The 13,516-nt window shown below is 33.1% G+C and carries 10 protein-coding genes and 3 pseudogenes; 4 read left to right on the top strand and 9 right to left on the bottom strand.

Annotated features, from left to right (window positions below):
- Window positions 1–164: 164 nt before the first annotated feature.
- The 3 genes and pseudogenes from ACTYBU_RS16670 to ACTYBU_RS16660 all read right to left on the bottom strand — a co-directional run.
- Window positions 165–1,961 carry a M3 family oligoendopeptidase gene (locus tag ACTYBU_RS16670; protein ID WP_445491462.1) on the bottom strand — a complete coding sequence of 599 codons (1,797 nt, stop codon included), beginning with the start codon at window positions 1,959–1,961 and terminating at the stop codon, window positions 165–167.
- Between the two features lie 434 nt (window positions 1,962–2,395).
- Window positions 2,396–2,845, bottom strand: coding sequence for a class I SAM-dependent methyltransferase (locus ACTYBU_RS16665; RefSeq protein WP_445491461.1), 450 nt, complete (start codon window positions 2,843–2,845; stop codon window positions 2,396–2,398).
- A 360-nt stretch (window positions 2,846–3,205) separates the two neighbouring features.
- Window positions 3,206–3,475, bottom strand: a pseudogene (locus tag ACTYBU_RS16660) (transposase); the annotation flags it as partial.
- 284 nt (window positions 3,476–3,759) lie between these two features.
- Here ACTYBU_RS16660 and ACTYBU_RS16655 point away from each other — a divergent pair.
- The 3 genes from ACTYBU_RS16655 to ACTYBU_RS16645 all read left to right on the top strand — a co-directional run bounded on the left by ACTYBU_RS16655 (window position 3,760) and on the right by ACTYBU_RS16645 (window position 7,128).
- A complete protein-coding gene (locus ACTYBU_RS16655; protein ID WP_229523310.1) occupies window positions 3,760–4,341 on the top strand; it encodes a Crp/Fnr family transcriptional regulator in 582 nt (193 codons plus the stop codon).
- 127 nt (window positions 4,342–4,468) lie between these two features.
- The gene (locus ACTYBU_RS16650) at window positions 4,469–5,485 is read left to right on the top strand and encodes an NAD-dependent epimerase/dehydratase family protein (protein ID WP_445491458.1); all 1,017 of its coding nucleotides are present in this window, start codon (window positions 4,469–4,471) and stop codon (window positions 5,483–5,485) included.
- 212 nt (window positions 5,486–5,697) lie between these two features.
- Entirely contained in the window at window positions 5,698–7,128 is a 1,431-nt protein-coding gene (locus ACTYBU_RS16645) for an IS4 family transposase (RefSeq protein ID WP_445491456.1), read from the top strand.
- Between the two features lie 332 nt (window positions 7,129–7,460).
- Here the strand turns inward: ACTYBU_RS16645 and ACTYBU_RS16640 are convergent, their stop codons facing one another.
- Window positions 7,461–7,781 carry a MazG nucleotide pyrophosphohydrolase domain-containing protein gene (locus ACTYBU_RS16640; RefSeq protein ID WP_445491455.1) on the bottom strand — a complete coding sequence of 107 codons (321 nt, stop codon included), beginning with the start codon at window positions 7,779–7,781 and terminating at the stop codon, window positions 7,461–7,463.
- A gap of 94 nt (window positions 7,782–7,875) precedes the next feature.
- On the opposite strand from ACTYBU_RS16640, the gene ACTYBU_RS16635 reads away from it, so the two are divergent.
- A complete protein-coding gene (locus ACTYBU_RS16635) occupies window positions 7,876–8,457 on the top strand; it encodes an LOG family protein (protein ID WP_445491453.1) in 582 nt (193 codons plus the stop codon).
- A 226-nt stretch (window positions 8,458–8,683) separates the two neighbouring features.
- Here ACTYBU_RS16635 and ACTYBU_RS16630 read toward each other — a convergent pair whose 3' ends face one another.
- The 5 genes and pseudogenes from ACTYBU_RS16630 to ACTYBU_RS16610 all read right to left on the bottom strand — a co-directional run.
- Window positions 8,684–9,259, bottom strand: coding sequence for a nucleotidyltransferase family protein (locus tag ACTYBU_RS16630; protein ID WP_445491451.1), 576 nt, complete (start codon window positions 9,257–9,259; stop codon window positions 8,684–8,686).
- A 162-nt stretch (window positions 9,260–9,421) separates the two neighbouring features.
- A pseudogene (locus ACTYBU_RS16625) lies at window positions 9,422–9,796 on the bottom strand (DUF6262 family protein).
- Window positions 9,797–10,094: 298 nt separating this feature from the next.
- Complete coding sequence (locus ACTYBU_RS16620; protein WP_445491450.1) at window positions 10,095–10,424, bottom strand: HIT domain-containing protein; 330 nt, start codon at window positions 10,422–10,424, stop codon at window positions 10,095–10,097.
- A 1,066-nt stretch (window positions 10,425–11,490) separates the two neighbouring features.
- Complete coding sequence (locus ACTYBU_RS16615) at window positions 11,491–11,931, bottom strand: hypothetical protein (protein WP_445491448.1); 441 nt, start codon at window positions 11,929–11,931, stop codon at window positions 11,491–11,493.
- Window positions 11,932–13,307: 1,376 nt separating this feature from the next.
- Window positions 13,308–13,516: pseudogene (locus ACTYBU_RS16610) on the bottom strand (histidine phosphatase family protein); the annotation flags it as partial.

Below are 13,516 nucleotides of genomic sequence, written 5' to 3'. Positions count from 1 at the left end.
TAGCACCAAAACTCATTACCAATAAGAAAGTACCGAAATTAAATGCTTGTACCCTATTGGGAATAAGTGCTTAACGCACAAAATTTCTAAAATGTTGGCTGTACCCTGGCTGTACCCCAATAAGAAATATGAAACCCTTTTATTGAAGAATCGCACCCTTTAACTTAAGAAGTAGTTAAGATAATAAATTCTTCGGCATCTTTAACGCATAATTCAATTCCTTTTTCCCAAAAGGCTTCTAATGTAATATCTTCCCCTAAATGCTTCATTACTAAATCTTCTGTGGACATACTTCCTGAATCACGAAGCAAGTCTAAATAATCTTTTTCAAACTCTTTTCCTTTTTCCTTTGCCTTTGCATAAATACTTAGAGAAAATAAGTATCCGAATGTATATGGGAAGTTGTAAAATGGAGATTTAGTAATGTAATAATGTGGTGTCCAAATCCACGAATGGATAGAAGCATTATCAAGAGAACCTTCATACCCTACATCTATTGCTTCTTGCATTATTTCATTTAAACGTGATGAAGAAACAATCCCCTCTTTACGTTCCTCGTAAAATTTCTTTTCAAACAAGAACCTAGAATGAATATTCATGAAATTCATCACACTTCGTTTTAATTTTTCATCAAGTAAAAACAATTTTTCTTTAGTGGATTCAGCTTTTTCCATTGCAGCATCTAAGATAATCATTTCGGAAAATGTTGAAGCAGTTTCAGCAATACTCATTGGATATTGTTTATTCACTCCATTAACCGGTTTCATCGCATGGTTATGAAATGCATGACCTAATTCATGTGCTAAGGTTAAAACATTGGTAATTCTACCACCATATGTAACAAAAACTCTTGATTCTCCTGAAAGTGGGAACCCCGCACAAAACGCAACAGTTGATTTATTTGGACGATCCTCAGCCTCTATCCAACCTTTATCAAATGCCTGCCGAGAAAAACTTTCTAATTCCGTTCCAAATTGACTAAAATGCTCCAAAATAAAATCCACAGCATCTTCATATTTTATCTTTTGATTACCTTTTGTAACAGGAGCCCAAAAGTTATACGAATGCATTTTTTCATCGCCATTCATTTTTGCTTTTTGATTTAGGTAATTTGTAAAAGTTTTTTTGTATTTACTTACGGCTGTCCACATTGTATTCAGTGTTTCCTCTTTGATGCGATTTTCAATCAAAGGAACTTTTAGTATATTTTCTAATCCTCGTTTTTTGTACACTTGTAATCGGAAACCTGCGATATGATTCAGTATTTTGGCAAATAGTTCTTCTTGCTCGTTCCATTTATCTTCCAAAGCCCTATGAGACTCTTTGCGAACCTCTTCATCAGGGTGTGAACGTAAATTTATCGCTTGACCAACAGATAATTCATTTTTTTCTCCGTCGATTTGAACATTAACTCTAATACTATTAACAAGTGAATTATAAAACTGCCCCCAAGCATGATAACCATCTACCATCAGATCTGAAACTAAACTTTCTTCTTCATCTGAAAGATGTAACTCGGCTTTTTTACGCCATTCATTAAGTATGAACTTATAGTTATTTAAAACCTCAGTATCTAGTATCCCTTCCCACAAATGTTGATTTGTGTTTACAAGTACTTTTTGTACTTTTTTAAAAGCAGACTCAAAACGAGCATTTATAGAAGATGTTTTTCCTCGTAGTGTTGTAGCATTTTGATCCTTTGGGTTTTGTGCAAGAAGACAGGTTATAAAAGAATTGGCTTGTGATAGGTTCATTCGAATGTCTATTATGTATTCAATAATATCTACAACTTTTAATGATTCATTTAATTCTTTTGGAATATGAAAAAACTTCAATTTTTCTTCAAATTTAGAAACTTTGATTTCCAAGTGTTTTAAATGTTCACGAAATTGAGATGATTGGTTTCCATCCTGAAACAATTCATCCAAGCTCCATACTTGCAGATACTTTGTTTCCTTCATTTGTTTACCCCCCCTAAATTTAAAACTATGCCCCTTAATCGAACGTGCATTCTTAGTTTATCACAATCTGTAATATTATGGGTGTTAAGGAACTAAGAAAAGGAGCTGCTGATCAGCTCCTGGTAATGAAACAAAGCACCTGTTTGTTCAAACATTGAAGGGTTCCATTTATTGAACATTAGTAGGTTGATATTATGCAGAAAAGAAGTCTATTCAAACTTATCGGAAAGCATTGTTCTAAATTTAATATTACCAAACTTTCTTTGCCCTAATAATCATAAAAGACGGTTTTCTCATCTCATTAATAATCTTTGGTAAACTATTCAATGCTTTATTATCGGGAATAGGCTCAATTACTTGCTCAATCTGAAAGCCATTCAGGATTAGTTCATTTATTAGAGTTGAAAAAGTACGGTGATATTTAATAATACCATCTATATACCAATGTTGTTGCCTTTCGCCTTCTTCCTAAAATAATGATCAACTGCGTAATGTGATCTGTTATTTTCTTTATCAACTATCCAATTATCCATATTTCTTCTAGCTGTTACAATCGGATGCTCAATGGAGAAAAGAAAAACCCCCATTTCTTTTAAACTACAGTTAATTTTTTTTATGACAACACCATAGTCCCGTATATAATGTAAAGCTAGTGAACTAACTACAACATCAAATTCATGTTGTTTTAACTGAAGATCTTCTAAAGCAATATTTACATAGTTAATACGTTCATGGGAATTTCTTTGCTTAGCAACTTGAATCATTTTCTTCGAAATGCCTATCGCTACGACCTCCCGAGCCTGTTCCTTTACACAATACTTTGCGAAGTCCCCCATACCACAGCCTACATCCAATACAATTTTATTCTTTAATTCAGGTAACATATCTCTTAGGGTAGGTTGTCCTAGTAAATCATTGTAATTCGATTCAGACTCACGTAGGTTTCGGTAACTCTGGAAGAATTCTGGATGATCATAAATGTTTTGTTTCATGTTCAAAATCGCCTCTTTCTTAAGGGAATTTTTTATTGACACTATTATAATTTTTCCATATTTATTAAAAAAGAAATAGACTTATTTTTATATTTTTAGTAAAATTTAGATAGAGGTGTGCCTAAAATAAATATAATGGTTTCAATAATAAAAAGAGGCTGGGACATAACTAGCTTCAAATTGTGAAGAAGGTGAATTTGAGCGTACTCAAATTCACCTCTCTCTATTTTTACGTGTAAATTCTTCTAGTATTTAGTTGTTGGCAGTGAATTTTCTTAAATTCACTGCCATTAATGCGAAGCCCATTTCATTTTGTACCTTCGAGTTTCCTCGTACAGAAAATCGAGCGAAACGCAAATTAGCCTTCAAGAATCCAAAAACTGGTTCCACATCGATTTTCCGTTTTCAATAGATGGCACTCGTTTTCTCTTCTGAAAGCTTCGATCTTACATATTCTTTTTGCTGTTCCCAATTTTCATTCACCATTAGTTTTCGATTGTTTCCTTCTTTTGCTTTTGTACATAATGGGGTACCGTCACATGCCCATCAAGCTAATATTTTGAAGTACCCCCAAAACGAAATTTTTATCTCTTGATAGTTATTTATGAAAATTAAATTCATTTTTTCGTTTTGGGTAACAGCCAATTTCTTAAGTTGATGGATGTGTGTTACTACCCCCATAAGTGCTAATCGTTGATTGTATTGAATTTTAAGTAAATCTATTATGTTGCTTGACATGGTTAAATGCTATAATAGTAAATTGTGGATAAAGGATATGCCTTCTATGTTTAGAGAGGTGATGAATTATGCTTAATAAGCCGAGTGATTATATTGAAGCTGGTTTGAAGCTGGAGTTGGAAGAAGATTTAAAATACTTATTTAATTCAACAGCTGATATAAAGATGGTACCAAAGGGTACAATTGTTTTAAGGCAGGGGCAAAGAGTTTCTTCACTGTATTATATTCATAAAGGAATTATGAGAGGATATTATATAGATGCTGCAGGGAATGATGTGACAAAATGTTTTGCAGCTGAAACAGAATTTGCCTGTGCAGAGGGTTTATTAAGAGTTGAAGAAGCTAGATTTAGTGTAGAAAGCCTGCAAGACAGCATTTGCGTAGTTATTCCGTATAATTCCATAGATCAAGGTATGAAGAAAACTAATCAAATGAAGGTTATATTCACTAATTATATTCAGAAGATTCTTGTTGGTATGCTAAATCGAGAACAGGCGTTACTTATGAAAGATGCACTGGAAAGGTACATGGAGTTTAAAAGAGAGTATTCTTCTTTAGAAAGTAGAATAAATCAATCATATATTGCTTCTTATATTGGAATTAGAGCAAGCTCACTTAGTAGAATTAAGAGAAGTATGAAAATAGAATAAACGTTTTTAGGAAACATCAAATAAAAGTATTTGGTGTTTTTTTATTGCAATTTACATATGTCAATTACAACAGGCTATTATCGCATTATGATAACTGGTGTAATCACTGATTTAGGAGGATTTATTTATGAAGAAAATTTCCTTGGTAACAGGTGCAAATGGTCATTTGGGTAACAACTTGGTAAGGGAATTATTAAAAAGAGGAGAAACTGTTAGAGCAAGTGTACGAGATTTAAATGACAAAGAACCATTTATAGGCCTTAATTGTGAGATTGTCTACGCCGATTTGAGGGATAAAGACTCACTTCATAAAGCACTTGATGGAGTGAATACCTTATATCAAGTAGCTGCTGTATTTAAACATTGGGCACAAGATCCTGAAAAAGAGATAATTATTCCTAATGTTGAGGCAACTCAAAATATAATGGAGGCTGCTAAAGAAGCAAATGTAAGAAAAATAGTATATGTAAGCTCCGTAGCAGCATTGTCATTGGACAAGACAAACTTAAAGGGTAAAATTGATGAAACTACATGGCTTGAAAACAGTCATGGAAATGCATACTTTGATTCAAAAGCACGAGCTGAAAGAACAGCTTGGGAGCTGGCAGAAAAATATGATTTGGATATGGTTAGCGTTCTTCCTGGTGCAATGATTGGTGGAGAGTTTTTAAAGAAAACTCCAACCATACTGGCCTTCGATAGTATTCTTTTAGGAAAGATGAAAGTTAACTATATAAGTGAAATGACGCCAATAGATGTAACTGATGTTGTGAAAGGTATGATTGCTGCAGCGGAAAAAGGTGTAAGGGGTACAAGATATATCTTGGCTAATGAAGAGCCTGTAACTTCAGATGATATCATTAAAATTGCAAAAAAATTTATTCCTAATCTTGAGATACCACAAAAATATACTAAAGAACAGTTGTTAAATTTAGCTGATAAACTTGAATTTGAAGCAAAGGAAAAGAATACTCAGCCATCACTACTTAGAAGTCAAGTAGAATTATATTATGGTGGAATAAATAGACACTATGACCTTACTACATCAAGACAGGATTTGAATTTTAAGCCTAAGTTGGGTGAAGTGGCATTAGAAGAGTATTTTAAACGTTTTTTTGCTAGCCTAAGAAAAAAATCCTTATAATGAATCGGCTACACTTAACTGGACAATAAAATAAAGGTCAAGTAGACTTACCGCCAATTCTGGGCATACTTCTAACTCACATAAGTGAACAGTCCCAGAAACTTTATATGGGGTCCCACCACATCGTCATCAAGTTAAGACGAATTTGTATCTATATAACGAAAAAAACGCTATTCTTTTTGTAGAAATATACAAAAAGGATGGCGTTTTTGATGAATCCTATCATTTCAAATGAACTGAATCTTTTCGCACAAGAGCTACAATACTTTTTATCTCCAGTAGTCCTACAAGATATCGCCAAACAAGTTGGCTTTGTACAGCGATCTAGTAAGTATCAAGCAAACGAACTCATTGCCCTTTGCGTATGGCTCAGTCAAGAAATAGCTAGCACATCACTTACACAATTGTGCAGTCAGTTAGAGGCTTCCACTGGGGTACTGATGAGTTCAGAAGGACTGAATCAACGCTTTAATCCAGCGGCTGTCGCATTTCTTCGAGAAGTCTTTACTTCTCTTCTCACACAAAAACTCTGTTCAAATCACTCGCTTTCTGTACACATGATCTCTACTTTCAATCGTATCCGTATTTTAGATGTGACGGTGTTTCAACTGCCTGATCATTTCGCCACTGACTATCAAGGTTCAGGTGGGAGTAGTAATACGGCAGGCGTGAAAATCCAATTGGAATATGATTTACTTAGTGGTCAATTTCTTAACGTGCAGCTTGGACCAGGAAAAAATAATGATAAAACATACGGTACCATCTGCCTTGAAACCGTAGAGGCGGGCGATTTGTGTTTACGTGATCTTGGTTACTTCGATTTAGGAGACTTACAAACCATTCATGATAAAGAGGTTTACTATATCTCGCGGTTGAAGCTGAATACACGCATTTATATCAAGAACCCTGAGCCAGAATACTTCAACAATGGCACGTTAAAAAAGCAAACAGAATACATTCAGCTTGATATGATACAAATGATGTCTAGTCTAATCCCTGGTGAAACGATGGAAATCCCCGAGGCATACATTGGCCAAAATCATAAGCTGCCAGCACGTGTCATTATCCATCGTTTAACCGATGATCAAACGCAAACACGCCTGAAAAATCAGGCGATACGTGAAAAGAAAAAAGGCATTGTCATGAAGGATAAAAGTAAACGTTTAATGGGCATGAATGTATATATCACGAACACGTCGCTAGAAGAAGTACCGACGAACTACGTGCATTCATTGTATTCACTTCGTTGGCAGATTGAGATTTTGTTTAAAACGTGGAAGTCATTCTTTGAAATTGATGAATGTAAAAATATTAAAAGAGAACGCCTAGAGTGCCATTTATATGGACAACTCATCGGCATTCTCCTCTGTTCTTCTACAATGTTTCAAATGCGACAATTTCTGCTTGAAAAGAAAAAGCAGGAGCTGAGTGAATACAAAGCGATTTATATGATTAAAGACTATTTTCCATTACTGTTTCAAGCGATAGCCGTTGGAACAGAGGAACTTTTGAAAATTCTGCATCGCCTTTATCAGCTGCTTAAAAAGAACGGTCGTAAATGTCATAGATATAAGAAGATGACCGTCTTTGATATTCTAGGGATTGTGTATAAAACGACGGTGAAGCATAGACAAGCTACCTAGCGAAAAAATCGCGTTTTAATAGGCTTCTTTAGCATGCCTACTTTTCTATCACTTGCTAGTTTTGAAACAAGGATCATTTTGTATCTAGTAATTTACTTTGTTAGCTTGATGGGCATGTGACGCTACCCCTTATAGATAAAATAAGGGCTCATACATATTATATATGTTTAATATGTATGAGCCCTTTATAAAACAAACACCCCGTTACTTTAAGTAACATTTCTTCACAAAGTCACCTTTTTAAGTTCTTTTATTATGGTTACATACTCCATAAAAATTAGCTGCCTGATAGCAGCTTGAATCCCCTTATTTTTCCTGGTTCTCAATTATTATTAAATATTAGAATAACGATCTGATAGTTTCTTTTTATGTGACCGAAACACTTCTTCTAGTGGGATATTGTATTTGTTGGCAATTACTATTAAATTACCCAGTACATCACCTAACTCTTCCGTTAACTCCTGTTTATTTTCCTCATATGATCCTCTTATTTCATCTGGTCTATCTCTACCAATTTCAAGTGCTCTTATAGCCCGTGCAACCTCGCCTGTTTCTTCTGCTAAAAAGCCAATACGAATAAATATGTCTAGTTCAGACCAACCCCTACTTTCATAATAATCCTTTACCCATTGCTGAAATTCAGTTACATTCATACTCATCTGACCTCCAATTCCATACTTTAAGTTTAACAAAAAAATAAAAGTTTTGTATAATCTTTAATAGTGTGATTCTCAAGGAGGCGATATTTTGAAAAAGTTGGCGGTATTTTGTGGATCGAGTAACGGAGCATCTGATATATATATTGAAGGTGCAAAAAGACTTGGTAAAGAACTAGCAAGCCGAAATATTGCACTTGTTTATGGTGGAGCGAGTGTTGGTATTATGGGGGCTGTTGCAGACTCAGTTCTGAATGAAGGAGGATACGTAATTGGTGTTATGCCAAGTTTTTTAGATAATAGAGAGATAGCTCATAAAAACTTGTCAGAGCTGATCATCGTAGATTCAATGCATGAAAGAAAAGCGAAAATGGCAGAGCTTGCTGATGGATTTATAGCTTTACCTGGCGGACCAGGAACTATGGAAGAATTTTTTGAAGTTTTTACATGGGGGCAATTAGGTTTACATAAAAAGCCTTGTGGCTTACTAAATATAGATAGTTACTTCGATTTATTGATTAAATTCTTTAGTCAAATGAATAAAAAAGAATTTCTTCAAGATAAATACCTATCAATGCTTATGAATGATTCTGAGCCAGCGTCGTTAATAGAACAATTTCAAACGTACAATCCACCTTCAGTTAAAACCTATATTAAAGCCACTCAAACTTAATCATTATAGAAAGAAACCATCTAATATTCGATGGTTTCTTGTTGAACTATCCTGCCAAGAGTGCTCTAGAAGAAAGATATTCAATATTTATTACAGGAATGCTGCCCTGTTACTGCATAAGAAAAAAAGAGCTGATCACCGCCCGTTACTGAAGTAATATCTTGCCCACGTTTGTTCAATAACTACCCATTCGTAATTGAATAGAATTTCTCACAACAAAAATGGGTTACCAAGGAACTACCATAAGTTTTGGCCATTTTTCTCGCCATTTCTGTACTTTATTTTCATAGATTTCTCTAGTTATCATCAGTTTATTTGGTCTTACTACCAATGAAAATAAATCGTCCAAATCGTAAGGTGCATAGATTTTATATGCCCCATCTTGTTCTTGTCTTAGTCCTAAAGCTGTTGCAGTGGTTGGCCAACTATCTATTGCTTCTTCGAGAGAGTGGTAGGGCTTTATGGAAAAACCAAACTTATTCTCATACCACAGGTGTACTCTCGCCTGGTTTTTCACATCTAGCTTAAATTGAAAATCTCCGAGTAGATTTAACAATTTATCCTTGAGTTTCTTCTCACTCTCGGAAGTTAAATCTTCAGGTGCATAATAAACTATATCAAAGTCTGAAATACCATATTCAAGAGGATAGCCAGAGATGTCATTCCAAACCATGTTTGTGATACAGCCTGCCCCAACATAATATTCAAAAGGGAGATTTAAATCTTTAAGAACCTTAATAACCCTCATTAATGGTTCATAACTTGATATGGTCTCAACTAATAAGTCTTCATATACTTTCATATTTGCCTCCTGTTATAGAACCTGCACTTACTTCCCTTTTCAACATAAGAAATTCAACAGAAATTTTCAATAATCCTTCTTCCGCTAACCTGCCAAGTTTGTGACACAAGAAAAATCTCCATTAATTTAAAAAGTAGGGAAGGGAGAACTTCGTTCTCCATATTAATTAATATTTTTATATACCTCTGCATAAGCGACTTTTAATCTATCTATAAGTTGTTTGTTATCATCTTCTAATTTCATAACCTTCCGTTTCAGTGATTCAATAAGAGCATCCTTATTGCTCTCATTCATTTCTCGCCTCAATTGTTTTGATGTGGGAGCAATTGATTGTTGCAGCCTTAATGTTTCAATCCTTTCACGAATATCGAAATTATTGTATAGAGTTGCTTTCGATACACCAGATTCATTTGATACACTGTTAAAATTGATTATCTCATTTGCTCTTATTAGCCTTTTAATTGCTTCATCTACCTTTTGGTATGTAGCTGCTTTTCATTGAGCATGAAAATGAGCAGAACGGTCATATTTAGCCATTTGTTACACCTTGCTTTCGTTTTACTCGATCTAATCTTCCAAATATTACACTTCCAGTTTTAAGTGTTTTATTTATCTACTAATGTTGGATAACCAAGTTGCTCCATTAATGATACTATTCTTGGAACGTCATTAATCGTAGCTTTTCTGATTTTCATCCAATTTCCTCCATATGTTTCTTCTTACAACGATTATATGACGAACTCCCTTATTTAACGGACCTATCAAGTTTCTATCATATGGGAAAAAGAGACCTTACTTATTAAAAAATCGGACTCAGTAGTTAAATGAAAATACACTATTTCAGAGGGCTTCCAGAGACTATATGCCAATGGAGGTGTTTTGAATCCTGATAATCACCTAAGTTTGTAATAACTCTACAAGCACCATTTTTTTCAGTTACCATAGCAGCAACTTTTTTTATGACTCCTAAAAGTTCTAGCAATAATTTGTTATCTCGCTCTTCCAACGTAATTAAAGAAGGGATATGTTTCTTAGGTATAGCAACAATATGGACTGGGTAAAAAGGATTTGTATGATAATAGGCTAATACATTTTTTGTCTCCAACACTTTATTAACTTGTGTTTTACCACTTAATACTTCGTCACAATAAAAATCTTCAGTCATAATAATCTCCTTAAATTTTACTTTTTCTACTTTTACTTTTCTTTATTCTATTCCTTCATTCTACTAATCCTCTGTTAGTTCAAGAACATTTCTCCACTATCTTACGTTCGATAATAATTTTTGGAGGTGATAGTTTTTTTTTTGCAAAATATCCAAAGTGACCGTTAAAGTTAGTTTTTCAACTATCTGTATCCCACATAAATAAATGACCAACCCATAATGTAGGAAATTAACATGAACCAAATAGGTAAATCGAATGGCGACACCATCATCTCCATCTTATTTTTTGTTATATTATACCAAAAAACCTGATTTAATAAGATTTTTATTAAATAGTCGGCCACTGTAAATTTATTCTTTTCTAAATCAACAATCTTTTAGAAAACACAATGAGATTAATTTTTTATATTAATCATGTTTCTTTCCATGATATGTCCCACCTCCCCACTCTTTTCTCCGTTTGGATATCCTATTGCAGGGTCGCTTTTCCTCTTTTCCAAATTTCCAAACTCAGTTAATTGGGAGGGGCGAGATTATTATGCTTTATGTATGCTATTTTCGTATATTCTTAGACAATATCGGAAAGAATGGTAACATCAAATATTCGAAAAATGGGGAATGTAAAATGAGAAAAGCAAATAAAAAAAATAAGTCAACAGCTACATACTTAAAAAAAGCAGCAGCAAATGCGAAGAAGGATGGAGTAAAACTCGTTCGTGTGAAAATTAAGTAACCAACTTCCTCTGTACCTACTGCGGATTGTAATCCTGGTTTTGGACGTTGATTGATAAACCTCTTTCAAATGCAACGATACTCGACATAGTTTGGAAGAAAAAAAGTCCTCATAGCTGTAGTAGCTCAATGGAAATAAAATTACCTTTTTAAATTCATCGGCTTCGACCAATTCTATAAGGTACTTTGTATTGAAATACGTTTCAATTTCTAACCCAGTATAATCCGCCTTAAAAGTTTTTCTTTTATAGATCTAACCAAATTAATAATAATTTTTTTGTTTCTTATAGAGATGAATACCGATTTTTCAAGAACAAATTCTTTCTGTTTCTAACTAATCTTGAGACAAATACATTAAATTATCTAAATTCAAATTAGAAATGTCATATTTGGAATTAATCACCTTTAATACCTCTTGATAATCTTTTACTTCTAAATCTAATGGAAGATTTTTAAATAATTCCGAATCAACAGTATAATTTATCTTTAGAGCACAGAAATCTTTTCGATCTACTAAATCATAAGCAAATTCTCTATATAATTCTTGATCTTCTTCTGTTAATTTCGCATCAGATAAAATATCGATTTTAATAAGATTTCGATATCCTTCAATATCTTCTTCATCCATATATTTATAAGGAGATATTGTCAACTCCTCTTGACCTAAAGGTCTTCTCAAATCTTCAATAATTAAATATCCCATTGATATATTTTCTTTAAATATCAAGTAGACTTCTAAATCTCTTAATCTAATTTCTCTTTTGTATGAAATCATTTATTATAAATTACCTCCTAGATTAAACAAAAATAAATCAACTCCTGGAAAAACGGTTAAGGACCTTAATTCTTTATAAAGTTTAAATTCTTTCTTGTCTACCCCTATTATTGCATAAAAAAATCTAGTCTGAACGTATTACTTTTGAATAAATTACTTTTTAAGAGCTTTCATCTACCACTTTATCATGCATCGTTCTTTTTGAGGCTATTGCTCAAGTCATTGGATTTTAATGAAAAAAATTCAATACTTTCACAAGGAATTAAATGACCAATCATGGGTTAAAACCATTTTAATTTCCTCACAGACACTATCTCGCATTTACCGCGCATAACTTTACTTATGCGCGGTTTTTTAATGTCTTTTGAAACGAAATTATTCATTAAAAAAGTGGTATGATTCACTTGCTGTTACCTCATTACTTAAAATTCGGTCCTTATTAAAAAAATCCGCATATGTAGATTTTTTTATTCACCTTTCTTACGTACATTTTCACCTTTTCACACATTCTAATAGATTTTTAAAATAAATCATGTTTGTATGCATTGATTAAAGACTATACAATATTTTATTTATAGTTTTTCCACCCATATATATTCCCCAAAAAAGGTTAATCTTCAAGCTATAATTAAACAAAAAAAGAAAAAATCTATTCACCTACGAAGCTATACAAGGAAATTAACTATACCCTTTCCTTACTAACAAAAGTTAATTGCGTCAGAATCACCCTCAGCAACACAACACTACTTATGTTTAAAATACTTAACTAAGTCAACTTGAATACCCTCTATTTTATCACTAATCAAGTGAGGTGCATTTCCTCCTATATTCGGTGTACGTTATAAAAATAATGCCAGCAGTATTTTGAAAAATTTATAAGATTATTAATCTAAAAATAAATTAATATATAATCTAAGAAACTAGAAAGTCTTCAATTTACCCTTACTCTAGCTAGGTAAAGATCAGGGATTTGACATCCCAATGTACCATCAATACAGTATGATAGAAAACCATGAGAAATCGAGTTTTTTCTATATAATAAAAGTTGTTGGATTTTAAAGAGTACAGATTGTTTTGGAACAGTTATTGTACTTGAAGGGATTAGAAGTAAATTACGCTTCTAACTCTCTTTTTTTGCTACGTAAATGGAATTAAAGAATTTTAGGAATATTTGTCCAATTCTAATAGGTAACGAATAATACCTATTAGAATTGGACAAATGATGAAAACTAACCAAAAGGAAAACTTTGATCTGTAAACTTTTAATATAGAGAGCATATACGATAGTGATTATAAAGCCATCGTGCTGCCTAAGAAAAGATAAAAAAGCTCACTTAGTGTGAGCAAAATATTTTTGTGTCAGCATTAGCGTAACACTAAAAACCTTTCCAAGTGTGATTTATTTCCACTCTGTTATTAAATAAATTCAATTCGAATACATCAGGGTTACTAAGCTTCTCCCAGCATTCAAAATTAAAGGTTGGATCAAAATTTTTAAGCAACAATGACATGATATTTCCATGGGTAGCAATCACCGTATTTTCAAGTTCATTATTAAAAATTTCATCGATTACATTAAAAATTC

The organism is Niallia sp. 03133, assembly GCF_052663225.1.
The sequence above is the reverse complement of the archived record's forward strand: the minus strand, read 5'-3'. Positions and strand labels throughout refer to the sequence as shown.